This is a genomic window from Prevotella sp. P4-119, assembly GCF_002251345.1.
Lineage (GTDB): Bacteria > Bacteroidota > Bacteroidia > Bacteroidales > Bacteroidaceae > Prevotella.
Genome location: NZ_NPJB01000074.1, coordinates 11,929 through 37,474 on the forward strand (window position 1 = coordinate 11,929; position 25,546 = coordinate 37,474).

Sequence of the window (25,546 nt, forward strand, 5' to 3'; positions counted from 1 at the left end):
CATAGAGCATGGACAAATACTTGATTGTCGGTTTGGGCAATGTCGGTAGTGAATACGATATGACCCGCCACAATACTGGATTTATGGTATTGGACGCTTTTGCTAAAGCGTCCAATATTGTTTTTGAGGACAAGCGTTATGGGTATGTGGCAGAGGTTTCTATCAAAGGCCGTAAGGTATTTCTGCTGAAACCTACCACTTATATGAATCTGAGCGGTAATGCCGTGCGCTATTGGCTCAACAAAGAGAATATCGACCAGAGCCGTTTGCTCGTCATCAGCGACGATGTTGCTCTGCCACTTGGACATTTCCGACTGAAAGCCAATGGTTCTAATGGCGGACATAACGGATTGGGACATATCCAGCAACTCATCGGACAGCAGTATGCCCGTTTGCGCATGGGAATCGGCAACGATTATCCGCAAGGCATGCAGGTGGATTATGTGTTAGGACGCTATAGTGACGACGATATGAAGACGCTTCAGCCGGCTCTTGACCTTGGTGTGGAGATTATCCGCAGCTTTGTGTTGGCGGGTATTGACATCACCATGAACCAGTATAACAAGCTGGGGAAAGGAGTGAAGCAGAATGGCTGAACTGGCACGTATAGACAAATGGCTGTGGGCTGCACGAATCTTCAAGACACGCAGCATTGCCGCTGACGCCATCAAGAATGGTCGTGTCACTATCGGTGGTGTCAACGTGAAGCCTTCACGTATGGTGAAGGTTGGTGAGACGGTAAGTGTGCGTAAGCCTCCCGTCACCTATTCTTTCAAGGTTCTCAAAACCATTGAGCAGCGTGTCGGTGCCAAACTCTTGCCTGAGATTTATGAGAATGTGACAACTCCCGATCAGTATGAACTGCTGGAGATGAACCGCATCAGCGGTTTTGTGGATCGTGCCCGTGGCACAGGTCGTCCTACGAAGAAGGAACGTCGTGCGCTCGATGATTTTATCGGACCGTCGCTTGAGGGCTTCGATGATTTTGATTGGGATGACGAAGAATAGTCTTTTAGAGATCAAGAAATAGTTTTTATGATACTCGACATCATTATCGTGATTATCGGCATTTCTGTTGTATTGGCAGGAGCAGACCGACTGACAGAAGGTGCTTCGGCATTAGCCCGTCGGCTGCATGTTTCAGAAATTGTCATTGGTCTGACCATTGTGGCTGCTGGTACGTCGGCACCCGAACTCTTTGTCAGTCTGGTATCGGCATTGAAGGGCACCCCCGATTTGGCGGTGGGTAATGTGGTCGGTTCGAATATTATGAATGCGATGCTTATTGTGGGCTGTGCCGCCATGGTAGCCCCGATGGTCATCAGCCGTTCTACGGTACATAAAGACATCCCGTTTGCCGTAATTGCATCGGTACTATTGGTGTTGGCATGTATTGACGGGCAACTGTCGTGGACCATCACCGGACACACTATCGGTCGCTTGGATGGTGTGATGTTGCTGGTGGGCTATGTCCTATTCATGTATTATACGTTGAAGCATGCCAAAGCCGATGATTCGGAAACAGCACAGGTGAAGGCGCAATCGGTATGGTTGAGCATCATCTATGTGGTGGTCGGTTTGGCAGCCTTGGTATTCGGTAGTGATTGGTTTGTCGGTGCCGCATCGCGTATTGCCACTTCGTTGGGAGTAGGTGAGAGTGTCATCGGACTGACGATTGTGGCTGGCGGTACTTCGTTGCCCGAACTGGCAACGAGTGTAGTGGCAGCCCGTAAAGGCCGTTCTGCCATGGCGATCGGAAATGTTATTGGCAGTAATGTGTTCAATGTACTGATGATACTTGGTGTGACAGCTCTTATCTGTCCGATGCAGATTAACGGTATCACGATGATAGATCTGCTGATGACCTTGGTATCGGTCGCTCTGGTATGGTTTTTTGCGCGTACCCGATATACGGTGGCACGCTGGGAAGGTGGTGTGCTTACCGCAGGCTTCCTCGGTTATATGGCTTGGTTGTTGAGTCAGGCATAGACAGCATTGCGATATAAAGAAATATGGGCTTTGCAGCAGGTTTGTTTGCTGTAAAGCCCATATTATATTTATAAGCGGTAGTTTATTCTCCGTAGATTTCCTTGAGTTTCTCGCCAACCTTCTCACCGCGAAGATCCATGGCAACGATGATGCCGTTGGGGTCAACCAGTATGTTGGAAGGGATGCTTGCTACACCATAAACCTCACTTGCAGCACACTTCCAACCTTTGAGGTCGCTGATCTGTGGCCATTTCATACCGAGTTTCTGAATGCCTTCCACCCAAGCCTCTTTCTTTTGGTCGAAGGAAACACCCACAATCTCAAATCCTTTGTCGTGGTATTTCTCATAGTTGGCAACCAGATTAGGCATTTCCTGTCGGCAGGGACCGCACCATGAAGCCCAGAAATCCACTAATACATACTGACCTTTTCCTACCCATTGGCTCAATGGAGCATAGCGGTCGTCTGTGTCGTTCATCTGCAGATCAGTAAATTTCTTGCCAGGTGCTCTTTTCTCCATACCCGCCAAGAGTTTCTTGGGACGGTCAAGTTCCGGGCAGTTGTAGTAGGCAGCAGTAGGATCGAGAATACTCTTCAACTCATTATAGTCGAAGTCGTACATGGCGCTGAGGATGTATTTGGCAGGAATCGTATTGTTTTTATTGTCGCGGATGATGGTACGTACCAGTTTGAGTTGTACTCCGCTGAGTGAGTCCATCTGGTTTGACAACTGTACGATGCGTGCTTTAGTCTCCGGCAGTTCCCCTTTAGGGTCTTTCTCGCGTAGTGCACGATACTCTTTCATTACTTGTTCACCCTGTGCATCGATGGCATCCATCTGCACTTTATACACATCTTCCTGTGCGTATGCGCCCAGTGATATGGCCATTAGGGCCAAAGTTAAAATTTTCTTCATATTGTTTTTGTTTTACCGCTACAAAGATAGTGCAAACCGAGTGAAATACAAAGAAAAACCTTGTTTTTCTTTTATTTCCGAGGTGCCGCCTATCTTCAGCAAGCTTATCTCTGCTCACTTGGATTAACGAAAACGCGCATCAAATAAAAAAATAACGGAGGAATATATGCTTTATTCAGTTTTTATTCATATCTTTGCCGTAGTTTATGATACTGTAAATTCTATAGAGAAAAATGGTTGTTTTGGCACTTACCCAATCTTCATGCGAGTCCAAAGCCAATGGGGAATGAGGCGCCAAAAGAATACAAGGATGGCATAACACCAGTCGATAACTTTGATAGCCTTTTCCCTTTCTATCGCATCGACAATGGCTTTTGCCACCCGATGGGCATCAAGCTGTAGGGGATAATGATTGCCAGCAATGAGGTCGGTCTTTACAAAACCCGGTCGGATGTCTGTGAACAGGATAGGCAGATGACGCATTCGCGCCTGTTGGGAGAGACATTCTATATAATGGTTTTGGAAACGCTTGGTAGAAGAATAGGCAGGGGCGGCTCCCAGTCCTTTGGTTCCTGCTATCGAGGTGATACAGGCGATGTGTCCTTTCTTATGGTTTCCTGCCATCCACCGGTAGGCAGTAGCTACCATCCGCACAAAGCCCATACCATTGGTGGCTACGGTTTGCAGCTCCTTGTCAATATCGAGCGTGGTGTTCTGCCAACCGATACCCGAACTGTGGAAATAGAGATCCATGCCTCCCATCTCGCTGATCATCTCCTGCAGAAGGTCAGAGGCATCATCCTTGGTAATATCTATCTGTCGGAGACAAGCGATGCGACCTTCTGGCGCCTGACGTTGCACCTCTCTTAAAAGGTCTGTGCGCCGACCGGCAATGCCTACCAGCCATCCTTTTTCTGCCAGTTGTAAAGCCACTTCGCGTCCGATACCGGAGGTGGCTCCTATCACAATAGCTTTTTTATTCATACGCTCTACCAGTTGACCCATCGTTTCACATCGTATTTCTGTTGATAGTCTGCCGGCGCAATACGTATTGTGGTAGGTGTGTCGCTCTTGCCCAAGAGGAAACGTTCTATGAAGGCAACGACTTCTGGATATTGTGATTCGGGCAATTGGCAATGGTCATGTCCCGGTACGATGGAATAACCGATGCGGTCGGCAATACCGAAACGCTGCCAAACCTTGATGGCAGCTTCTGCAGAAACATACATGGAAGGATCAGCCAGCCATTCGTAGTCAGGATTGCCTAAAAGTAATACGGCACGTGGGCAGCACAGGGCAATGAGTTCGTGGTGGTCGTGAGGCAACAGATCTACACGTTCTTCAGCGAATGTTGTCTTCATTGATTCCAAAAACCAGTTGTAGTCTGTACGGTCGAGTGTTTCCACCTTACCTATGGTGCGCGATACACGCCATGACGCAGCACCTCCGCCTCCGGGTTCTTGTGCGATGATCAATGCCACGCGTTCGTCCATGGCTCCACAGAAGAGCGCCATTTTTCCAGCATACGAGCATCCTGTCACTCCGATATGCTTCATGTCGATGTGTGTTTGTTCTGGACCGAGTTTCTGTAGTCCGTCAAGCAGTCGGCTGAATCCCCATGCCCATTCACTATAGGCCCCATTGGCTGTTAGCGAAGGATAGAGTCGGTCGAATTGATACAGACCGCGCCTGTCGTGCTTCCCCCATTGGGTGTAGTTGTTCACCTGACTCTCTCTGAAGGTCATCAAGGCGATATTGCGCGCTGTGAAGAGTTGTGCAGGAATAGAGTTGCGACTGGCTCCGATGATGAGCGGATAGGGTGCTTCACCGCCTTTGGGATAAGTAATGACGGACGAGAGAGTCAGAGTCTGTCCGTCCACGTGTACATCGACGATAAGGGTGTCGCCGTTCATGCGGGCATCAATATCGTCCATGCTTACCGCAGGCTTCATGCCGATTTCATATTTCTGAATACTTGCCAACAGTTCGGCACGTCTCTGTGCCCATTGTCCGTAGCGTTTCACCTCTTTCTTTCCGTTGTCCATCAGAAAAGGATTGGGTAACAAGGGTTGTGCTGTCAATGTACGCTCTTTATAGTATGCTTTCTGCATAAGTGACAGATGCTGGTTTTCGTGGGCAAAGACCAGAGGCGGATTCTTCTTTTGAGCAAGGGCCTGTAGTGGAATAATGATGCTCAATGCCATGCCTATGGCGATAATCATAGGTAAGTGATGGCTTCTGTTTGTTTTCATCATCGTCAATATATTAATGTAGTTCGTGTATCGTCCGCATTTTACTGAGTTCTATCAGCTTTTCTGCATGACTATTATTGAGCGTTCCTTGGTTATATTTCTTTCGATTGTATTTCCACCAGTTCAAGATGTTGGCATACTCCTTGTTGCTTTTGGCGGGCATCTGATGATGCTCCATGACATAAGCTACTGCCAATTGATACATGGCATCCCATGATTCTTCTCTGTTTCTTGCCATAATATTTTATAGTTTTCTGCAAAGATACAAATACATATAAAAACATCCAAACATATTCTGATGATTTTTGTAGAATCGGGCAGATTGATGAATCTACTTGCGTTCAGAAAACCAAAAGAATTTTTTTGATTTCTTTTGCTTTTCACTCACTTATTCGTACCTTTGGTCCTACGAACCTTAGGTACTCACGTTCGGAAAACCAAAAGAATTTTTTGGATTTCTTTTGCTTTTCACTCACTTATTCGTACCTTTGGTCCTACGAACCTTAGGTACTCACGTTCGGAAAACCAAAAGAATTTTTTTGATTTCTTTTGCTTTTCACTCACTTATTCGTACCTTTGCAGGCGCAAAACCTAGGGGTACTTGCTCAACCCCCTTTAACAAAACAAGAATATGAAACACGACAATCAAAAAGTCAGTGTGCTGTTTATGCTTTTCGGCATACTGTTCTGCGTCTGCCTCATTACGGCAAACGTATTGGAAACAAAGCAAATCTCATTTGGTTTCGTCAATGTGACGGCAGGTCTTATCGTATTCCCCGTGAGCTACATCATTAACGATGTGGTATGCGAGGTGTGGGGATACCGTCGCACACGTATGCTCATCTGGCTGGGCTTTGCCATGAACTTCCTCTTTGTGATGTTTGGAGCAATAGCCGACTGGATTCCCGGTGCCGATTATTGGAATGGCGACGAGGGATTCCATCAGATCTTCGGACTGGCCCCGCGTATCGTTGCCGCATCATTTGTGGCATTTCTCGCCGGTTCGTTTATCAATGCCTATGTGATGAGCCGCATGAAAATGATGACTGAAGGTAAGGGATTCTCGTTTCGCGCCATTGCCAGTACTGTGTTTGGCGAGTCTGCCGACTCGATTATCTTCTTCCCGCTCGCTCTTGGTGGTGTGATTCCCTGGGAGGAGATGCCGTCGCTCATCATTTCACAGGTGTGCATCAAGACACTCTACGAGATTATCGTTCTGCCTGTAACCATCCGCGTAGTGGCATTTACCAAGCGTCACGACCAGGAGGATGTCTATGACGAAGACATCAATTACAACATCTTTAAAATCTTTTCATTCTGATGGAAACAAGACAAGAAGACCATTTGCAGGCCTTGGGTCGCAAAACCGACTATCGCATGGATTATGCGCCAGAGGTGCTGGAGACCTTTGTCAACAAGCATCCGGGTAATGACTATTGGGTGCAGTTCAACTGTCCTGAGTTCACTTCACTCTGTCCTATCACAGGACAGCCTGACTTCGCAGAGATTAAAATCATGTATATTCCAGCAGAAAAGATGGTGGAGAGCAAGAGTCTGAAACTCTATCTCTTTTCTTTTCGCAACCACGGCGATTTCCATGAAGACTGTGTGAATATCATCATGAAGGATCTCATCAAACTGATGGAGCCGAAGTATATCGAGGTGACTGGCATTTTCACTCCGCGTGGAGGTATCAGCATCTATCCTTATGCCAATTACGGACTGCCTGGCACAAAATATGAGCAAATGGCAGAGCACCGTATGATGCAGCACGGACTGTGATGCAGACAAGACCGGATAAAGGTCCAGTAGAAAAAATAAGGTGGAAGAATACTCTTCCACCTTATATGTTATAGTACGGCTAACACTTAGTTGTTTTTCTTGCGATAGAAACTCCAGTCGCCATCGCTGAAGCGCAACACAAGTGTGTCTTTGGTGAGTTCTACGATGCGACAGGTGTCACGGTCAATCTTCTGCTTTGTACCTTTAGTGCCCGATGGCATTTCCATCGTCCCAGAAGCCATAATCAACTTACCGTTGAAAAGTCTCCACTCCGTGTATCGCTTGATTTCTGGATACACCACAGCACTCATCTCGTCGGTTGTCTGTTGGTGTTTCATGCCTCTGGTAGTCATACTGTATCCACGCTTAAACTGCAACACATACTCACGCGGTACGAGCAATGATTCTTTGACAGAATCGGGCATCTCTGCCATCATGCGCCGACGAAGACGACGCGACATTTTGTCATAGTCGCGCAGTTTGGGCTTGACCATGAAAGCCCATTGTCCTTTTAGGTCGTCGAGGTTGATGACTGTCAGCGCCTCTGCCTTGTCTTCAGGATTGAGAATCACAGCCAGTTCGTCACCGATAAACGGTTTGCCGAATATCTGTTTCTGCTGACTGGCATTGATGATGTCGAAGGTGTCAGGATCGGCACCGGTGTAGGGGAGAAGCACCAAGAGCGAATCGGTAGTACCGTCGCATGCCAGACCATATAGGGTTGAGTCGCCCGGTTGCCGTTTCAGATAGTTGTCAGTGGCTTTTTCGGCTTGCGGAGCCTCCTTTTTGCCACACGCAGCCAATAGAAGTAAGGCCGAGGCAATAGTCAGTATTGTCTTCGTCATAATCGGTATTTTTTAGTTTTCGATGCAAAAGTACAAAATATCTCCGATTTTTGGTGTAAGTATTGGTTTTTATTTGTACATTTGCAACGAAATAACTATAACTAACGAGATTATTAGCCTTATGAAGAAGAAAATCAGATTCAGTCTTGTCTATCGCGACATGTGGCAGTCGTCTGGCAAGTTTCAACCCCGCAAAGATCAGTTGGCACGTATTGCTCCGGTAATCATCGACATGGGATGTTTTGCTCGTGTGGAAACCAACGGCGGTGCTTTCGAGCAGGTGAACCTGCTGGCTGGCGAAAACCCTAACGAGGCCGTACGTGCTTTCTGTAAGCCTTTCAACGAAGTAGGCATACAGACTCACATGCTCGACCGTGGTCTTAATGCGTTGCGCATGTATCCTGTACCTGATGATGTGCGCCAACTGATGTATAAAGTGAAGAAGGCACAAGGTACAGATATTACCCGCATCTTCTGTGGACTCAACGATACCCGAAACATCATACCTTCTATTAAGTGGGCAAAAGAAGCAGGGATGATACCGCAGGCAACACTCTGCATCACCACATCGCCTATTCATACTGCAGAATACTACTCTGCCATTGCCGATGAGCTGATAGCTGCCGGTGCCGAGGAAATCTGTCTGAAGGATATGGCTGGTATAGGACAGCCTGCCCTGTTGGGTAAACTGACCAAGCTCATCAAGACCAACCACCCCGATATTATCATCCAGTATCATGGTCATTCCGGTCCCGGACTGTCAATGGCTTCTGTATTGGAAGTGTGCAACAACGGTGCCGATATTATTGATACGGCCATCGAACCGCTATCGTGGGGTAAAGTGCATCCCGATATCATCTCGGTACAGTCGATGCTGAAGAATGAAGGCTTCGATGTGCCCGAAATCAATATGAATGCCTACATGCAGGCACGTGCGCTCACTCAGGAGTTTATCGACGACTGGTTGGGATATTTCATCAATCCTGCCAACAAACTCATGTCGTCATTATTGCTCGGTTGCGGACTTCCTGGCGGTATGATGGGTTCTATGATGGCAGATCTGGGCGGCATCTACAATGCCATCAACAAGCTGCGTGTCAAGAAGGGCGAGGCAGAACTGTCGATGGACGATATGTTGGTGAAACTCTTCAACGAAGTGGAGTATGTATGGCCACGTGTAGGTTATCCTCCATTGGTGACACCATTCTCACAATACACCAAGAATATTGCCTTGATGAACCTGTTGACGATAGAGCAGGGCAAGGGACGCTATGTGATGATGGACGATGCCATGTGGGGCATGATACTCGGCAAGAGCGGAAAGATTCCTGGAGAGATCGCACCCGAACTGAAAGAACTCGCTGTCAAGCAGAAACGCGAATTTACCGATGTCGATCCACATACATTGCTTGACAATGCACTTGATGGATTCCGCAAGGAGATGAAAGACAATGGTTGGGAGTGCGGTCAGGACGATGAGGAACTCTTTGAATTGGCTATGCATCCCGAACAGTATCGTATCTATAAGAGCGGTATGGCAAAGAAGAATTTCCTTGCCGATTTGCAGAAAGCAAAGGATGCCAAACTCGGCACGAAGCTCTCTGTAGAAGAACTGGCTGCTTTCAAACATGCCAAGGCGGATGCGCTGACAGCTCCTGTGGCAGGTCAGGTATATTACGAATTCTCAGGCGAAGGAGCTTGCGAACCTTGTCTCGAACCGTTTGTCGGACAGCGCTACAAGGAGGGTGATACCTATTGTTATATACAAGCGCCATGGGGCGAAATCGTTCCTATTCCTGCTGCCCTTGGCGGTAAACTGGTAGAGGTAGCAGCCAAACAGGGTGCCAAGGTGCGCCGTGGCGACAACCTCGGTTGGATAGAACGAGACCAATGATAGACTATCAGACGATAATAGATAAGTATTATCCGCAAGACAATGCGTTGCGCCGTCTGTTGCTTAAGCATAGCAGGCAGGTGGCGCAACGCGCTTTGCAGATAGCGCAGCGGCATCCTGAACTGGGTGCTGACCGGCGCTTTTTGGAGGAGGGAGCTATGCTTCACGATATAGGGGTGTTCCGCTGTCATGCACCATCCATCTATTGTGAAGGTACTGAACCTTATCTGCGCCACGGACTTATCGGCGGACAATTGTTGCGCGAAGAAGGATACCCAGACCATGCGCGAGTTTGCGAGCGACATACCGGCACGGGACTCACTATTGAGGAAATCAACGAGCAGCACCTGCCGTTGCCTCCTGCCGATTATGTGCCAGAGACCATCGAAGAACAGATTATCTGCTATGCAGACAAGTTCTACTCCAAGTCGCACCCCGACCGGGTATCGACCGTAGATGACGTCATCGCATCGCTCATGAAGTTTGGTTCGAAAGGCGTAGAGAAATTCAAGAAATGGTCGGAAACCTTTGAATAGCGGTTTCCGACCATTTCCTTTACTATCCTCTCTATTGCAGTTATCCACAGATAGAGGATTGATTATTGGGAATTACTCCGAATTATTGAGGCATCTTAGGATATTTGCGTGTCCAACCATCCCAACGAAGGCGCATCACACCGAAGAAAGCCTCGCCGAAGATGCCACCCGACATCTTTGAAGTACCTTCACGACGGTTGACAAAGATAACGGGAACTTCTTTGATTTTGAATCCTATCTTATAGGCGGTAAACTTCATTTCTATCTGGAAACCATACCCCTTGAAGCGGATTTTGTCCAGTTCGATAGTCTGTAGCACACGGCGCTTGTAGCATTTGAAACCTGCTGTGGTGTCGTGAACGCTGAATCCTGTTACTATTCTTACATATTTCGATGCGAAATAACTCATCAGCACACGACCGATGGGCCAGTTGACCACGTTGACACCGCTGACGTAACGACTGCCGATAGCCACATCGTATCCTTCATCGGCACATGCTGCATAGAGGCGAGGCAGGTCGTTAGGATCGTGACTGAAGTCAGCATCCATTTCAAACACATATTCATAGGCACGTTCCAATGCCCATTTGAAACCGGTGATATAGGCAGTTCCCAATCCCAGTTTGCCACTGCGCTCAACAATAAATAGTCTGTCGGCAAACTCTGTATCCATCAGATGGTGGACGATGGCAGCAGTACCATCAGGCGAACCGTCATCGATGATTAGGATATGGAAACACTTCTCCAGTGCAAAGACCGCACGGATAATCTTCTCGATATTCTCCTTCTCGTTGTAAGTAGGAATAATTACTATACTGTCGCTTTGATTCATACTTTTATGTTTTATGCTACAAAGGTACGATTAAGCGAGCGAAGTACAAAAGAAAAATCGTTTTTTCTTTTGCACTCCCGAGTGAAAGTACCTTGGAGCGACAGGTCAAAGGTACGATTAAGCGAGCGAAATGCAAAAGAAAAACTTGTTTTTCTTTGCACTTCCGAGTGAAAGTACCTTGGGCCGACAGGTCAAAGGTACGATTAAGCGAGCAGAATACAAAAAGAAACACATAATTTTATGCGGAAAGAAGCTCCGCGCGGAATAGCAGAAGGTGATCCTCGCTTGGAATGGGTCACATTGGTTAAAACCTTGGTGGCGCAGTTGGGCATATTTGTAGCAAGAGATGAAGATGGAAAAGAGTATCTGCCTCATGTAGAATGTTATGTGGACGATTTTCGCGAAACAGATCATGAAGAGTTGTTGAATATTAATGTGCATAACATCAAGTCAATAGAGTATTCAAAGCTGCAAAATCCTGTTAAAAACCACCATTTTTGGGCTATTTTATTCATGAAATCCTCAGAAATCGAGCTCGACTCCCTTGTTTCGATGAATTTCCCTTTCCTTGGCGAACGAGAAAATGATGCGAAATAGTGATATCGCGAGTGCGTTTGGAAGGTAAACAAGTAAATTGAAGGGTGTTTTTCACATAAAACTGGGGATGAACATCAGACTAATGGCATGTAGAGTGGAAGTTAACGACCAACTTTCTTATGGAATCTTTGTATGATGGTTTTACTTTTGTCCTTTCAGGACGTACTGTTTTGTTTGTAACCGTGTCCGCAGGGTGTTACCCTGGGCTAAGGAAACCATTGGGCTTTCAGCCCGTCTCTGCTTGTATGAGGGAGTTATACTACGTAACTTTGTACTGTAAACTCGGTGTGTTCCGTGGATCCGTGTGACCTTTTATTGGTGGGAACGAAAAGCATTCAAAAGCCTCGGAAAAGAAGCGTGAATTTTAGCCAAGCGTTTCAGTTGTTTCAGTTTCAGTTGTGTTTCAGAGGGTCAGTTAAATTTCAAACCCCCTTTTTAAGACTTATAACTAACTAATAATCAATAATATATATATAGGAAGTGAAATAGGTACCCCTCAAAAAACAACTGAAACAACTGAAACTGAAACGCTTGTTCATAAAGGACATTCGTCTAAAATGCTTATTCTCAACAACTTGCACACTTCTGTCCAGCAAATGCGATTCATGTAACATCAGGAAAACAAACATTCCAAAGCCGCAAACCCTTGATAGAAGCCAGACTTTTTGGGCGTTTTCGCTCTTGAAAGCATCAAAAATCGAGTTCGCCCCCCTTGTTCCGATGATTTCCACCTTCCATGCAAAACACAGAAAACGCACTCATTCATGCGTTCTGGATGCCCTTGAAATGGATTTTGGGACATACTGGACACTTTTTTACGACCCTGCCAGACTGCAAAAAATGGCGTTTTTTCAACTACAACTGAAACCATCTACTACGACTTTCAAACGCCTATTACACCCAATCGCTCATTAGGATTTTGGAGAGAATGCATAATCTATGGATTTCCATCTCCTTGGTGTCAAGGCCATATAAACTGGTTTCTGCCTTGTGAAGCAAGGTTATTCATGGGCATGCAAACATTTCATAATAAAAATGTCCTCGAATCGCAGGAAACGTATAGAAACGTATGATGGGCAAAACCGAATGTTGTATCTTTGCCCCGTGGTTTAAGAGAGAATCACTTTCGCACAAAACATTCCGTCCGCGCACAGACATGGTCAACTCCTCAGTAAGTCACAAGTGACTCCACACTAAGTCCCAATATTTAGCGGACAATGATGGGACAAAGTTGGGAGAAACAAGGAACAGAACAGGAGAATACCACGATGTGGGAATGTGTAGAACGTTTTCGATAAGCCAGATGAGCAGAGTTAACTTTCCGTTTAAGTGAGCGAAAAATAAAACTCGCTTGAAGTTTTCCGAACGTGAGGAAAGTCAACGAAGTTAAGTTCACTTAAACTCTGCCATGGCGAGAAAAGGTGCCATGAAATGTAACCGAAAAAATAACATCATGAAACAGCAAAACCCGAACAAATCCCGTTGACAACCCGAACACACAGGGAAGCAATAGTATGATTCGAAACTTGCAACGTTGCGTACGACAGCGCGCTATGCCTTACGAAGGAGGGAGTAAATGCCAATGCCCGATTGGAGTAAAACAGGCGGCTACTGTTGAGTCAGAGGCCTAAGTAGCTGAATCGCTTCTGCTACAGAGGGAACATTGGATATCAGCAATGAACGCTTGCCGTTGACATCGCGCAGTTGGCAGCGACGTGGATTGCCCACCGCAAAGTCTATAACACGCCCGAACGCTTCGCTTTGATAGTAGGGACTGTCGGCTTTGGAGACGAGATACATAGACATACGGCCTTGCTTGAGAATGATTTTCTCGCAACCCAACAGGCAGGCGTAACGACGCAAAGTCACCACATGCATCAGTTCCTGAGCAGCAGGCGGCACAGGACCAAAGCGATCTTCCATTCGACGACGGTAGGCTTCGAGTTGCTCGTCGGTCTGGAGATTGTCCAGTTCGCGATAGAGCAGCATGCGCTCGCTGTCGGAGGGCACATACTGGTCGGGGAAATAGAGTTCGAGGTCGCTCTCCAGGGTGCAGTCGGAAACGTACGGTCCGTCGGTATTGATGGGTGTAGAGGCTTCTGCTTCTGCGACTTCGGCAAAGGTGGGCTCCTCGTTTTTCAGTTCTGTCATGGCTTGGGTCAGAATCTTCTGATAGGTCTCATAACCCAGATCGGCAATGAATCCGCTTTGTTCGGCGCCCAGCAGGTTGCCGGCACCTCGGATGTCAAGGTCTTGCATGGCAATCTGTATGCCGCTGCCAAGGTCGCTGAAATTCTCCAATGCCTCTAATCGGCGGCGACTCTCCTGAGGAAGGTCGGCAAGGGGAGGTGCAAGCAGATAGCAGAACGCCTTGCGATTGCCGCGTCCTACACGGCCTCGCATCTGATGGAGGTCTGACAAGCCGAAGTGGTTGGCACCATTGACGATGATGGTATTGGCATTGGGAATATCGATGCCGTTTTCAACAATGGTGGTTGAGAGGAGCACATCGTAGTCGTAGTTGGCAAAATCGAAGATGGCTTGTTCCAGTTCGTCGGGCTTCATCCTGCCGTGACCAATCACCACACGTGCATCAGGAATATAGGTGTGGATGAGGTCGGCAATGCGCTGTAGGTCGTTGATGCGCGGATTGACAAAATACACCTGACCGTTGCGCGACATCTCGAAATTGATGGCATCGGCAATGATTTCCGGTCCGAAGGTATGTATCTCGGTATGGATGGGATAGCGATTGGGCGGCGGGGTCTGGATGATGCTCAGGTCGCGGGCACCCAAAAGGGAGAACTGCAGTGTGCGCGGAATGGGTGTTGCTGTCATGGTCAACGTGTCGATATTGGTTTTCAACTGGCGCAATTTCTCCTTGGTGGATACTCCGAATTTCTGTTCTTCATCAATAATAAGGAGTCCAAGGTCATGAAACTTCACCGTCTTGCCGATGAGTTTGTGGGTGCCGATGATAATGTCTATCTTGCCTTCCTCCAAATCTTTCAGTATTGCCTTGGTCTGTTTGGCGGAACGGGCACGCGACAGATAATCCACACGGACTGGCAGATCCTTCAGACGGCCTTGGAAGGTCTGGAAATGTTGGTAAGCCAGTACAGTGGTAGGCACGAGTACAGCCACCTGCTTGGAGTCGCAGGCTGCCTTGAATGCAGCACGCACCGCCACCTCGGTCTTACCGAATCCCACGTCGCCACATACCAAACGGTCCATAGGACGTGCTTTTTCCATATCGGCCTTGATGTCGTTGGTGGCTTTCAACTGGTCGGGCGTATCTTCGTAGAGAAATGACGCTTCGAGTTCGTGTTGCATGAAACAGTCGGCGCTGAAGGCAAATCCCTGCTCGCGTCGTCGGCGGGCATAGAGACGGATGAGGTCGCGGGCAATATCCTTCAACTTATTTTTGGTGCGCTCTTTCAGTCGTTCCCACTGTCCTGTGCCTAATTGCGAGAGGCGTGGCGGTTCACCGTTGTCCTGTGCTTTGTATTTGCTGACCTTATAGAGTGAGTGGATGGAGACATAGATAGCCCCGCCGCCGTTGTAGATTATCTTAATCATCTCTTGGTAGCCGTTGCCTTGTGGCATGCGTACCAAACCACCGAATTTGCCGATGCCATGATCTACATGGACCACGAAATCGCCTACTTCAAACTGTTGAATCTCTTTCAACGTGAGCGAGACTTTGCCGCTGCGGGCCTTGTCGGAACGCAGACTGTATTTATGGAAACGGTCGAATATCTGGTGGTCGGTGAAGATGCAGAGTCGCAGGTCGTGGTCGATAAATCCCTCGTGGATGGTTTTTTCTACAGGGGTGAAGTGTAGGGTCTGTTTTTCCTCATCGGCAGAAAAAATGTCTTTCAGTCGTTGCAACTGCTTCACGCTGTCTGCCAGAACATAGATGCGATAACCTTTTGACAGATAATCGGTGAAACTTTGACGCAGCAGATCGAAATTCTTATGAAACAGCGGTTGCTGGAGTGTGTTGAAACGCAGGGTCGCCTGAGGCACACCTGTGGCATGTGCACCGATTTCTATGCGACGCAAACCGCTGATGGCTTCGGTGAATTGAGAGCCGCTGATGAGCTGAGTCTCCTTTCTCATCTGCTGCATCGTCTCTTGTTGCTCCATTTCGGTCTGTCCTTCCATGCGCTCGGTAAGAGCTTGCGACGAGAATCCTTCACGGTATGTGCGGTCGATGGAATCGTGAACAAAGAGTAAGTCTTTTGTCACGAGCAAAGCCTCCTTTGACAGAAACGAAAAGAAAGGTACGCGTTCCTCTGATGTAACAGATAGTTCGGGAACAATCTGTATGCGGTCACGACGGTCGCGCGACAACTGATCGGTCACATCGAAAGTGCGGATAGAGTCGATGTCGTCACCGAAAAAGTCGATGCGGAATGGATATTCGCAACTGAAGCTATAGACATCGAGGATAGAACCGCGTAGGGCAAACTGGCCTGGCTCATAGACATAATCTACCTCATGAAACCCAAACTCACGCAGTTGTGTTACGATGATGGAAGTGTCAATATTCTGTCCATGCTCTAAGGATAAGGTTCGCTCGTCCATCTGACGACGTGAAATGACCAGTTCTGCCAATGCCTCAGGATAGCTGACGATGAGGTAACGCCCGTCTTTCATCATGCAACGGCTCAATACCTCGGTGCGGAGAATCTCGTTGGCAGCGTCTCGCTGTGCGTATTTGATGGCACGGCGATATGAGGAAGGGAAAAACAATACCTGTTCGTTGCCCAACATCTGTGTCAAGTCGTGATAGAAATAGCCTGCCTCTTCCTCGTCGTTGAGTATAAATAGCGCATTGGGCAACAGATTCTTCTGCGCCATAGTGGCAAACAGTACTGATGCGGCAGAGCCAGTCAGTCCTTCTAAAAACAAGGTTTTGATTTTCTTGTCAGACAGACTTTTTGCCGTAGCCCCCACTTGTGGAGCAACGGAAAGGAGTTCGATGAGGTCTTCTATCTTCAGTGTTGTCATTACTTTCAGGGATTGTAGGCTTCGTGAAGCCGAAAACAATGCAAAAGTAATAAAAAAAAGGCAACTGGAGAAGTAACCTGCAATGTAAATGAAAATAAAGTGCGTTTCGCTTTGTAGTTTAAGTCTTTTTTGCTAATTTTGCATCGCATTTTGCTTTTCCTTTAGGAAAAAGCATAGTTGCGCTGACTCAAACAAGAGGAATAAAAAGTAATCAGATAAATATGAATTTTCAAGTAACGAGCATGAAAACAATGGCAGGCTTGAAGCGCAATATGGTGGTTGCGCTCATGATGCTGTCTTCGTTGTCGGTTGCCGCACAGAGCGGAATGACCGACACGCAAGTGATGCAGTTTGTGGCAAGGGAGGCGAAAGCCGGAACGTCACAGTCGCAGATTGTCACCAAGTTGATGCAACGTGGAGTGAAGATCGATCAGATCAGACGTGTGCGCAACCAGTATGATAAACAGATCAGAAGCCACAATATGAGTGCTGCGGCTGATGCTGCCGTCGGTGATGCAAGCAACCGCATGCGGCATAGTGCATCGCAACAGCAGGAACTGGAGAACGGCAAGGTTAATACAGCTTCTGAGAATGCTAACGATGCCAGTGAAGACCATCAGTTGGCAGAGCAGGAAGTAATGGCTACCCAAGGACATTCTGCCGAGACTAATGGCAAGAAAGTGTTTGGACGTGACATCTTCAACCAACGCGCCCTTTCATTCGAACCCAATATGAATATCGCCACACCGCAGACCTATGTGCTCGGTCCTGGTGACCAAGTGGTCATCGATGTTTATGGCGCTTCGCAGAATACACACCAACTGACCATATCGCCAGAGGGAACGGTGACGGTTCCTGGATACGGACCGATTTATGTGAGCGGAATGACGGTGGCTGCTGCCAACGGAAAAATTCGTTCTACACTCGGATCACGCTATGCCAGCAGTAAGGTGAAGCTCTCTGTGGGACAAACACGCACCATCATGATCAATGTGATGGGTGAGGTGAGGACACCGGGTACCTATACCCTCAGCGCTTTCTCTACTGTTTTCCATGCCCTCTACAGAGCTGGCGGTATCAACGATATCGGTACACTACGTAATGTGAAGGTCTATCGTAATGGAAAACTGATTACCGTGGTGGATATCTATGAATATATTCTCAACGGCAGATTGGCGGGTAATGTTCGTCTGCAGGACGGTGATGTGGTACAGGTAGGACCTTACGATTGTTTGGTTGGTGTCACGGGTAATGTGAAGCGCCCGATGTTCTACGAAATGCGTAAGAACGAGAGCGTGGCAACTTTGTTGAAATATGCTGGAGGATTTACCGGAGATGCCTATAAGAAGGCTGTCAGACTGGTGCGTCAGACCGGTGAACGCTATTCGGTATTTAATGTCGATGAGTTTGATATGTCATCATTCAAAGTTGATGACGGCGATGCAGTAACCGTAGATGGTATGCTCAACCGCTATGAGAATATGGTTGAGGTGAAAGGTGCCATATTCCGCCCCGGACAGTATCGGTTGGGTGGTGAGGTTACTTCTGTGAGAGGACTGATAGAGCGTGCAGAAGGCGTTACCGAAGATGCTTTTACTGCTCACGCTGTATTGCATCGCATGAAGGCTGACCGCAGTCTTGAAGTGGTCTCGGTTGATGTACAAGGTATTTTGGCAGGTACTGTGCCCGATATTCCATTGAAGAATGAAGACGTGCTCTTTATTCCAACACAGGCAGAACTGCGTTCAGAGCGTACTTATACGATTACTGGTGAGGTGATGTCACCAGGAACTTACGAATATGCCGACAATACCTCGGTAGAGGACCTCATCATGCAAGCAGGTGGTCTGACAGACGCTGCAAGTACTGCAAAGGTTGATGTGTCGCGTCGTATTCGTGACCCCAAGGCCACCACAACCACACGAGAGATTGCACAGACATTCTCGTTTGCCCTGAAAGACGGATTCGTGGTCGATGGTAATAAGGGATTTGTATTGCAACCCTATGATGTGGTACACGTGCGCCGTAGTCCTGGTTATGTGACACCACAGAACGTTACTATCAAGGGCGAGGTAAACTTCCCTGGCGTGCAGACGATGAACATGAAAAACATGCGACTGAGTGATGTCCTGGCAATGGCTGGAGGTGTGACCGAGAATGCCTATATGCGTGGTGCACGACTGGTACGTGTGAAAACGCAAGAGGAAAAGGAGCGCACTAAAGATGTGTTGACTGCACTCAAAAGAAATATGAGTGAGCGCGACTCAGTTGCTATGGAAAACTTGGATTTGGAGAATACCTACGTAGTGGGTATTGAACTCGATAAGGCCATGGCTGATAAAGGTGGTGAATACGACATCATTTTGCGTGAAGGCGACGTGATCACAGTACCAGAGTATAATGCTACGGTCAAAGTGTCGGGTGACGTGATGTTCCCCAATACTGTTTCATTTGTGGGTGACAAAGGTTATAAGTGGTATGTTAACAAGGCAGGTGGCTTCGGACTGCGTGCCAAGAAGCATAAGACCTTTGTCGTTTATACCAACGGAACTGTGGCACAGGTTGGACATGGTGCAAAAATAGAGCCAGGCTGTGAAATCGTAGTGCCAAGCAAACGTAAGCGTGAAGGATTGAACTTCGCACAAATGCTTGCTGCAGGAACCAGCTTAGCAAGTTTGGCAGCTGTGGTTGCCTCTCTTGTTTCTATCACTAAATAATGAAAGGTATGACTATGGATGAGAATAACAAGATGAATCAGGTGGAGGAAGAAAGCTCCATCGACTATGCTGCCTTGTGGGCTGCTGTCAAGCGTCGCAAACATCTCTATGTCGTTGTGCTGCCTGTGGCTTTCGTTCTGGCTTGTATCTATGCCTTGGGACTGCCCAACTATTATAATGTACAGGTGAAACTGTCACCAGAACTGTCGTCGAAGAGTAGTACCAGTTCGCTTAGCGCTCTGGCAAGTCAGTTTGGCGTCAATCTCGGAGGTCGTGCAGCTACAGAGGCACTCTTTCCTACGCTCTATCCTGACTTGATGAACTCGGTTGATTTCAAAACCAGCCTCTTTCCTGTAAAGGTGAAGCGTGAAGAAGATAAGAAGGTGATGACCTACTACGACTATCTGCTCAACGAACAGAAAACACCATGGTGGTCGGGAGCTGTCAAGGGGCTGATGAGTATCTTCGGCAGTAAAGAGAAAGAGAAGAATCTTAAGGTGGATCCGTTCCGCCTGACCAAGACACAGACTGCAATTGCGCAGGTGATAGATAAGAAGGTTGTGTGTGATGTGGATAAGAAAACAATGGTCATCACTATCGATGTAACTGACCAGGATCCGCTTATTGCTGCCACCATGGCTGATTCGGTGAAAGTGCGTCTGCAAGACTTTATCACAGAGTATCGTACCAAGAAAGCGCGTCATGATTTGGCTTATACACAAAAACTCTATAAAGAGGCTAAGGAACGCTATACTCGCGCACGACAGAACTATGCTTCGTTCTCGGATGCCAACCAGGATTTGATTCTTGAGAGTGTACGTAGCAAACAGACCGATCTTGAAAACGAGATGCAACTGCAGTTTAATGCCTATAACACACTGGCTCAACAGATGCAGATGGCTGAGGCCAAAGTGCAAGAGGATACTCCTGCCTTTACAACCCTGCAGAGTGCTACGGTTCCTGTGAAGAAGGCTGGTCCTGTTCGTTCCAAAATGGTACTGATGTTCCTCTTCCTCGTGTTTATCGGAACAACAGCCTATATCCTCTATAAAGAGGGTGAACTGAAAAAACTGATTGGTATAGGATAATACCTATATTATATATACAAAGAAGCCGGTTCCTCATCGAACCGGCTTCTTTGTTATTAGCTATGTTGGAGAGTCGGCATGGATTTTCTTGGGCGTTGCTCTCCGAAATGTATCTCCATTCCTCCATACTTGGCATGGAGGAATGGAGGGACTGATTGTTATTCCTTGATGATGGGCTCCAGCTCGCTGACGTTTCTTTCGATTTCTTCGTCAGAAACGGTGTAGTTCTGCAGATCGCCGCTGATAAACTGCTCATAGCTCGGCATGTCGATGAGACCGTGGCCAGAGAGGCAGAACAGGATGACTTTCTGCTCACCGGTTTCCTTGCACTTCTTGGCTTCGCGAATAGTGGCTGCGATGGCATGGCAACTCTCAGGGGCAGGGATGATGCCCTCGGTGCGGGCGAAGAGCATTCCGGATTCGAACGATTCCAATTGGGGAATATCCACACCATGCATCATCTTGTCCTTGATGAGCTGTGACACAATCATGCCGGCACCATGGTAGCGGAGACCGCCTGCATGGATATTGCTGGGCTTGAACTGATGGCCGAGCGTAAACATGGGTAATAATGGTGTGTAACCAGCTTCGTCGCCGAAGTCATACTGGAACTTACCGCGAGTCAGCTTAGGACAACTATTGGGTTCGGCTGCGATAAACTCGGTATGACGCTCTCCGCTGATGTTATGGCGCATGAAGGGGAATGCGATACCTCCGAAGTTGCTACCGCCGCCAAAGCAAGCAATAACAGTATCGGGATATTCACCAGCCATCTGCATCTGCTTTTCAGCCTCCAGACCGATGATAGTCTGGTGCAGACCAACGTGGTTGAGTACAGAACCTAATACATATTTACAATGGGGAGTGGTGGTAGCCAACTCTACTGCTTCTGAAATGGCTGTACCAAGTGAACCGGGATGCAACGGATCTTTGGTGATGATATCCTTACCCGCACGTGTTGACATGGATGGAGAACCGGTAACGGCAGCACCGAAAGTACGCATAACAGATGAACGATAGGGCTTCTGCTGCATGGTAATCTTTACCTGATAAACCGCACATTCGAGACCGAATATCTTGGCAGCATAGCTCAGGGCCATACCCCACTGGCCGGCACCAGTCTCGGTGGTCACATTGGTTGTGCCTTCTTGTTTGGCATAATAGCATTGGGGAAGGGCGGAATTGATTTTATGAGAACCCAAGGGGTTGACACTCTCGTTCTTGAAATAGATATGGGCAGGAGTGCCGAGGGCTTTTTCCAACTCATAGGCGCGTACCAATGGGGTAGAACGGTAAAAACGGTATTTGTCGAGCACTTCTTCGGGAATGTCTATCCACTCATGCTCCATGTCCAGTTCCTGTTTACTACACTCTTCGGGGAAGATATGTGCCAAATCCTGCCATGTTAAGGGCTTGTGGGTCTGGGGATGGATGGGAGGCAGTGGCTTGTTGGGCATGTCTGCCATGATGTTATACCACTGTGTTGGAATCTCATTCTCCGGTAGGAGATACTTCTTTTGTTTTGTCATTGTCTTATGGTTTAGTGTTTTGTACGACAAAAGTAATGAAAAATAATGAGAAAAAGAGGATAAAAACTAAAAAATTGCTACCTTTGTGTGCGATATGATGATATTAGCGATAGTTTTGGGCTATTTTTGCTTGCTGTTTGCCATCAGCAGATGGACGGGAAGACATGCAGACAATGATACGTTCTACCGTGGCAACAGACAGTCGCCATGGTATATGGTGGCTTTTGGCATGATAGGTGCATCGATATCTGGTGTGACCTTTGTAAGTGTGCCGGGTATGGTGACACGTATTGATATGACCTATTTGCAAACATGTATGGGGTTTATCTTGGGCTATGTTATCGTAGCTTTTGTTCTCCTACCTTTATATTATAGGTTGAACCTGACCACCATTTATTCGTTTTTAGGGCAACGTATTGGACGAAGGGCTTATCGCACAGGGGCATCGTTTTTCCTTTTGTCGAAAATGACAGGGGCAGCGGTGCGTTTTTATGTGGTGTGCTGGATTTTGCAGCAATGTATCATGATGCAGATGCCTGATGGAATGCGACAGATAGGTGAGGGATGGCTTTTTACATTTACGGCGTTAGTAATGGTGGCTCTGATATGGCTCTACACCAGAAAAGGTGGCATACGCACACTGGTATGGACTGATTCGCTGCAGACTGCCTGTCTCTTTGGAGCGTTGATACTGATGCTTATTATGGTTACCAAACAATTGGAAATGGGGGTTGGTGATGCTGTATCGGCCATAGCAGATAGCGAAATGTCGCGCATCTTTGTGTTTGATGACTGGATGTCGAAGCAGAATTTCTGGAAACAATTCTTCAGTGGTGTGTTCATCGTCATTGTCATGACGGGACTTGATCAGGATATGATGCAGAAAAATCTTACTTGTAGTTCATTGCGTGATGCACAGAAAGATATGACGACGTATGGTGTGGCTTTTCTACCTGCCAACCTGTTGTTCCTTTCGCTTGGTGCTTTGCTCGTTATGCTTGCTCATCAACGTGATATTGCAATTCCAGAGATGGGTGACCAACTGTTACCAACTTTTGCTGCATCTGGGCTGTTGGGACCTGCGGTGGTTGTGCTCTTTATTTTAGGTATCTTGGCTGCCTCATTTTCAAGTGCCGATTCGGCTTTGACAGCTATGACAACAAGTTTCTGTGTTGATATCTGTGGGAAACCAAACGATGAAAACCTACGCAAAAGATCACATTTGATTATTGCTGTGATTTTTGTGGTCTTTGTTTTGCTTTTTCGTTTGGTGAATTCCACCAGCGTCATTGATGCCATCTATGTGCTCTGTGGTTATACCTACGGGCCGTTGCTTGGACTCTTTGCGTTCGGGCTGTTGACCCATAGGCAGACCAATGACCGATGGGTACCCTATGTATGCTTGGCTTCTCCTTTGTTCTGTTGGGGACTTGACGCTATTGTGGGATATTATACGGGCTATCGATTCGGTTATGAACTGCTGATGCTTAATGGTTTATTCACCTTTGTCGGTCTGCTGGCTCTTCGGCCGACGAGTAAGTGAATCGATGATGCAATACAAATATTGAATCATCCTTCGGTCTGAATAAACCGAAATTAAATATGATGACCGGTTATCACATGAGAGTTTGCATTATTGATTTCTTAGTTTCTCAAAATACTCCGATGGTTGCATGCCCATTACCCGCTTAAAGGTGGTGGCGAAGTATTTCGGATCTTTGAATCCCACTTGATAGGCAATATCGCTGACACGCAAGTCTGGGTCTGACTGCGCTATCTTGCAGGCTGTCTTGATGCGCATGTCACGGATAAAGGTCGAAACATTCTTTCCTGTGGCTGCTCGCAACTTATTATATAAGGTGGAACTGCTGGCTCCAATGTCAGAAGCAAGCCTGTCGCGATCGTAGTCAGAATCAGATAAGTTGGCTTTGACAAGTTCGGTGACACGGTTTACAAACTCATTGTCTATTGGGCTGTCTGATGAAGTGATTTCCTCAATATGTTCGTCTTGATGGGTGGCATCAATATTTATCTTTTGCTGGTATTGACGGCTTAATAGCGTGTTATTGATATGAAGCAGCAGATCGGTCATGCGGAATGGTTTCTGCAAACAGATGTCTGCGCCTTCTTGCAGGGATAGTTCGCTGTCATTGGTGTCGGCATTGCCCGTCAGCGTAATAATTGGCAATTGATTCTTGGAATAATTTTGGCGAAAAACAGTTGTCAGACTAATACCATCAATTTTAGGCAGATTGGTTTCTGCCACTACAAGTTGGATATTTCCTTCTTTTACCAGTCGGAGCGCATCGGCACCATTGCTCGCTGTGAGTATGTTGTAGTATGGACTTAAGGCATGTGCCATCAGATTAAGCATCTCAGGATTATCGTCTGCAAGGATGATGTTGATGCTTTTGCTGCCATCTGCTGATTTCTCGGATTTTTTTATCGGGGTCAGCAAAGGCAGCAGATTGTTGGCATAGGTACGGATAAAACTCTCTGATGACTTTTGTTGATGATTGGTTTGTGCGTCGGTGAAGGCCTCTTTTCCTATGGGCAACTCGATGGTGACGGTAGTTCCCTGACCTTGAAGAGTTTTGTAGTGGATGTTGCCACCATGTAGTCTCACCATATCGTTGACGAGTGATAGGTTGGGGTAGGTTCCGGTAATCATGGACTCCTGAAAACTGGAGATAGATGGAGCATTGAATATTTTCTCTACTTCTTCGGGGATGATGCTTACGCCATTGTCGCTAATACGTATATATAGGTGGTCGTAGTCAGAATTTGTACTCACATCTAAAGTTACGGTACCGTCGGTACCTGTATATTTTGTGGTGTTCTGCAACAGATTAAAGATGATTTTATCTATTTTGTCAGTATCTGCCCAACCAACCATCGTGTCTGGTTTACAACTGATGTCAAGGTTGAGGCCTTTCTTGTTCATTAACGGCGCTATGCATAGTGCGGTATCTCTGATGGATCGCATTACATCGCATTGCTGTACATGTAGATTCATCTTACCCGTATAGATTAGTGTGGCCTCGTCCATTTGTTGCAGAAGACGCAATGATCGTTGGATGTTAAGGTCGATCATGTTTAACTCGTCTTGCAGTTCAGGATGATTGCCTCGTAGCTGTTCGATAGTGCTACTGATAATGGTCATTGGGGTTGACAGATTATTAGTTAGGTTGGAGATGGTACACTCCAACAGCATCTTATTTTTGCTTCTTAGATGGATAGAAAGCCTTCTTGATAACCAAAAATGGCCTCCTATCAACAATCCTGTGGCTATAATCAACAGAATGATGGTCAAGTTTGTCATATCTATAACTGTATTTTCGGTTGCGAAGATACGAAAATAAGTTTGAAATACATTCATATTTTACCATAAAAATCGTCAAAAATGCGTATTTTAGTTTGATTTGCGATAAATTTGGTGTATTAAACGTTAAAATCACGCATTTTAAACTATAAATAATAAAATATGAACGCGAGTATGAAATAATTGTAATACATTTGCATCAGAAAACAAAACTAGTTGTGAGTTAATTTT

General features: G+C 46.9%; 20 protein-coding genes. 11 read left to right on the plus strand and 9 right to left on the minus strand.

Annotated features, from left to right (window positions below; translation table 11 throughout):
• The first annotated feature begins 8 nt into the window (after window positions 1-8).
• The 3 genes from pth to CIK89_RS08135 are packed head-to-tail and all read left to right on the plus strand — an operon-like array spanning window position 9 to window position 1,989.
• Complete coding sequence (gene pth / locus CIK89_RS08125) at window positions 9-596, plus strand: aminoacyl-tRNA hydrolase (RefSeq protein WP_094390884.1); 588 nt, start codon at window positions 9-11, stop codon at window positions 594-596.
• The gene (locus tag CIK89_RS08130; protein WP_058322667.1) at window positions 589-1,008 is read left to right on the plus strand and encodes an RNA-binding S4 domain-containing protein; all 420 of its coding nucleotides are present in this window, start codon (window positions 589-591) and stop codon (window positions 1,006-1,008) included. Before pth ends, CIK89_RS08130 begins: the two co-directional genes overlap by 8 nt.
• Window positions 1,009-1,035: 27 nt before the next feature.
• Window positions 1,036-1,989 carry a calcium/sodium antiporter gene (locus CIK89_RS08135; protein WP_094390885.1) on the plus strand — a complete coding sequence of 318 codons (954 nt, stop codon included), beginning with the start codon at window positions 1,036-1,038 and terminating at the stop codon, window positions 1,987-1,989.
• 82 nt (window positions 1,990-2,071) lie between these two features.
• On the opposite strand, the gene CIK89_RS08140 is transcribed toward CIK89_RS08135, so the two are convergent.
• The 4 genes from CIK89_RS08140 to CIK89_RS08155 form a co-directional block, all read right to left on the minus strand.
• A complete protein-coding gene (locus tag CIK89_RS08140) occupies window positions 2,072-2,905 on the minus strand; it encodes a TlpA disulfide reductase family protein (protein WP_094390886.1) in 834 nt (277 codons plus the stop codon).
• Between the two features lie 249 nt (window positions 2,906-3,154).
• Window positions 3,155-3,910, minus strand: coding sequence for an SDR family oxidoreductase (locus CIK89_RS08145; RefSeq protein ID WP_254046648.1), 756 nt, complete (start codon window positions 3,908-3,910; stop codon window positions 3,155-3,157).
• Window positions 3,895-5,160, minus strand: coding sequence for a S9 family peptidase (locus CIK89_RS08150; protein WP_254046649.1), 1,266 nt, complete (start codon window positions 5,158-5,160; stop codon window positions 3,895-3,897). Before CIK89_RS08150 ends, CIK89_RS08145 begins: the two co-directional genes overlap by 16 nt.
• 10 nt (window positions 5,161-5,170) lie before the next feature.
• The gene (locus tag CIK89_RS08155; protein ID WP_094390887.1) at window positions 5,171-5,395 is read right to left on the minus strand and encodes a helicase associated domain-containing protein; all 225 of its coding nucleotides are present in this window, start codon (window positions 5,393-5,395) and stop codon (window positions 5,171-5,173) included.
• Window positions 5,396-5,788: 393 nt separating this feature from the next.
• On the opposite strand from CIK89_RS08155, the gene CIK89_RS08160 reads away from it, so the two are divergent.
• Together CIK89_RS08160 and queF are read left to right on the plus strand one after the other, a co-directional pair.
• The gene (locus CIK89_RS08160) at window positions 5,789-6,478 is read left to right on the plus strand and encodes a queuosine precursor transporter (protein WP_094390888.1); all 690 of its coding nucleotides are present in this window, start codon (window positions 5,789-5,791) and stop codon (window positions 6,476-6,478) included.
• Entirely contained in the window at window positions 6,478-6,939 is a 462-nt protein-coding gene (gene queF, locus CIK89_RS08165) for a preQ(1) synthase (RefSeq protein ID WP_094390889.1), read from the plus strand. The genes CIK89_RS08160 and queF overlap by 1 nt, the downstream gene beginning before the upstream one ends.
• Window positions 6,940-7,025: 86 nt before the next feature.
• Here the strand turns inward: queF and CIK89_RS08170 are convergent, their stop codons facing one another.
• A complete protein-coding gene (locus tag CIK89_RS08170) occupies window positions 7,026-7,784 on the minus strand; it encodes a hypothetical protein (protein WP_094390890.1) in 759 nt (252 codons plus the stop codon).
• 121 nt (window positions 7,785-7,905) lie between these two features.
• On the opposite strand from CIK89_RS08170, the gene CIK89_RS08175 reads away from it, so the two are divergent.
• Together CIK89_RS08175 and CIK89_RS08180 are read left to right on the plus strand one after the other, a co-directional pair.
• Window positions 7,906-9,678 (plus strand): oxaloacetate decarboxylase, encoded by a 1,773-nt coding sequence (locus tag CIK89_RS08175; RefSeq protein ID WP_094390891.1) that lies wholly within the window; start codon window positions 7,906-7,908, stop codon window positions 9,676-9,678.
• Window positions 9,678-10,214, plus strand: a complete 537-nt coding sequence (locus CIK89_RS08180) for an HD domain-containing protein (protein WP_094390902.1) — start codon at window positions 9,678-9,680, stop codon at window positions 10,212-10,214. Before CIK89_RS08175 ends, CIK89_RS08180 begins: the two co-directional genes overlap by 1 nt.
• A gap of 82 nt (window positions 10,215-10,296) precedes the next feature.
• On the opposite strand, the gene CIK89_RS08185 is transcribed toward CIK89_RS08180, so the two are convergent.
• A complete protein-coding gene (locus tag CIK89_RS08185; RefSeq protein ID WP_094390892.1) occupies window positions 10,297-11,046 on the minus strand; it encodes a polyprenol monophosphomannose synthase in 750 nt (249 codons plus the stop codon).
• A gap of 240 nt (window positions 11,047-11,286) precedes the next feature.
• Here CIK89_RS08185 and CIK89_RS08190 point away from each other — a divergent pair, with 240 nt between their 5' ends.
• Entirely contained in the window at window positions 11,287-11,643 is a 357-nt protein-coding gene (locus CIK89_RS08190) for a hypothetical protein (RefSeq protein ID WP_094390893.1), read from the plus strand.
• 1,608 nt (window positions 11,644-13,251) lie between these two features.
• Here the strand turns inward: CIK89_RS08190 and mfd are convergent.
• Window positions 13,252-16,650, minus strand: a complete 3,399-nt coding sequence (gene mfd / locus CIK89_RS08195; protein ID WP_371593366.1) for a transcription-repair coupling factor — start codon at window positions 16,648-16,650, stop codon at window positions 13,252-13,254.
• 260 nt (window positions 16,651-16,910) lie between these two features.
• Between mfd and CIK89_RS08200 the strand changes: the two genes are divergently transcribed.
• Both CIK89_RS08200 and CIK89_RS08205 read left to right on the plus strand, forming a co-directional pair.
• A complete protein-coding gene (locus tag CIK89_RS08200; protein WP_371593368.1) occupies window positions 16,911-19,376 on the plus strand; it encodes an SLBB domain-containing protein in 2,466 nt (821 codons plus the stop codon).
• Window positions 19,377-19,390: 14 nt separating this feature from the next.
• Complete coding sequence (locus CIK89_RS08205; protein WP_094390904.1) at window positions 19,391-20,464, plus strand: chain-length determining protein; 1,074 nt, start codon at window positions 19,391-19,393, stop codon at window positions 20,462-20,464.
• A gap of 158 nt (window positions 20,465-20,622) precedes the next feature.
• Here CIK89_RS08205 and CIK89_RS08210 read toward each other — a convergent pair whose 3' ends face one another.
• A complete protein-coding gene (locus CIK89_RS08210; RefSeq protein ID WP_094390895.1) occupies window positions 20,623-21,993 on the minus strand; it encodes a TrpB-like pyridoxal phosphate-dependent enzyme in 1,371 nt (456 codons plus the stop codon).
• 94 nt (window positions 21,994-22,087) lie between these two features.
• Between CIK89_RS08210 and CIK89_RS08215 the strand changes: the two genes are divergently transcribed.
• Window positions 22,088-23,536 carry a sodium:solute symporter gene (locus CIK89_RS08215; RefSeq protein ID WP_094390896.1) on the plus strand — a complete coding sequence of 483 codons (1,449 nt, stop codon included), beginning with the start codon at window positions 22,088-22,090 and terminating at the stop codon, window positions 23,534-23,536.
• Window positions 23,537-23,626: 90 nt separating this feature from the next.
• On the opposite strand, the gene CIK89_RS08220 is transcribed toward CIK89_RS08215, so the two are convergent.
• Window positions 23,627-25,315 carry a response regulator gene (locus CIK89_RS08220; protein WP_158215001.1) on the minus strand — a complete coding sequence of 563 codons (1,689 nt, stop codon included), beginning with the start codon at window positions 25,313-25,315 and terminating at the stop codon, window positions 23,627-23,629.
• Between the last annotated feature and the right edge of the window lie 231 nt (window positions 25,316-25,546).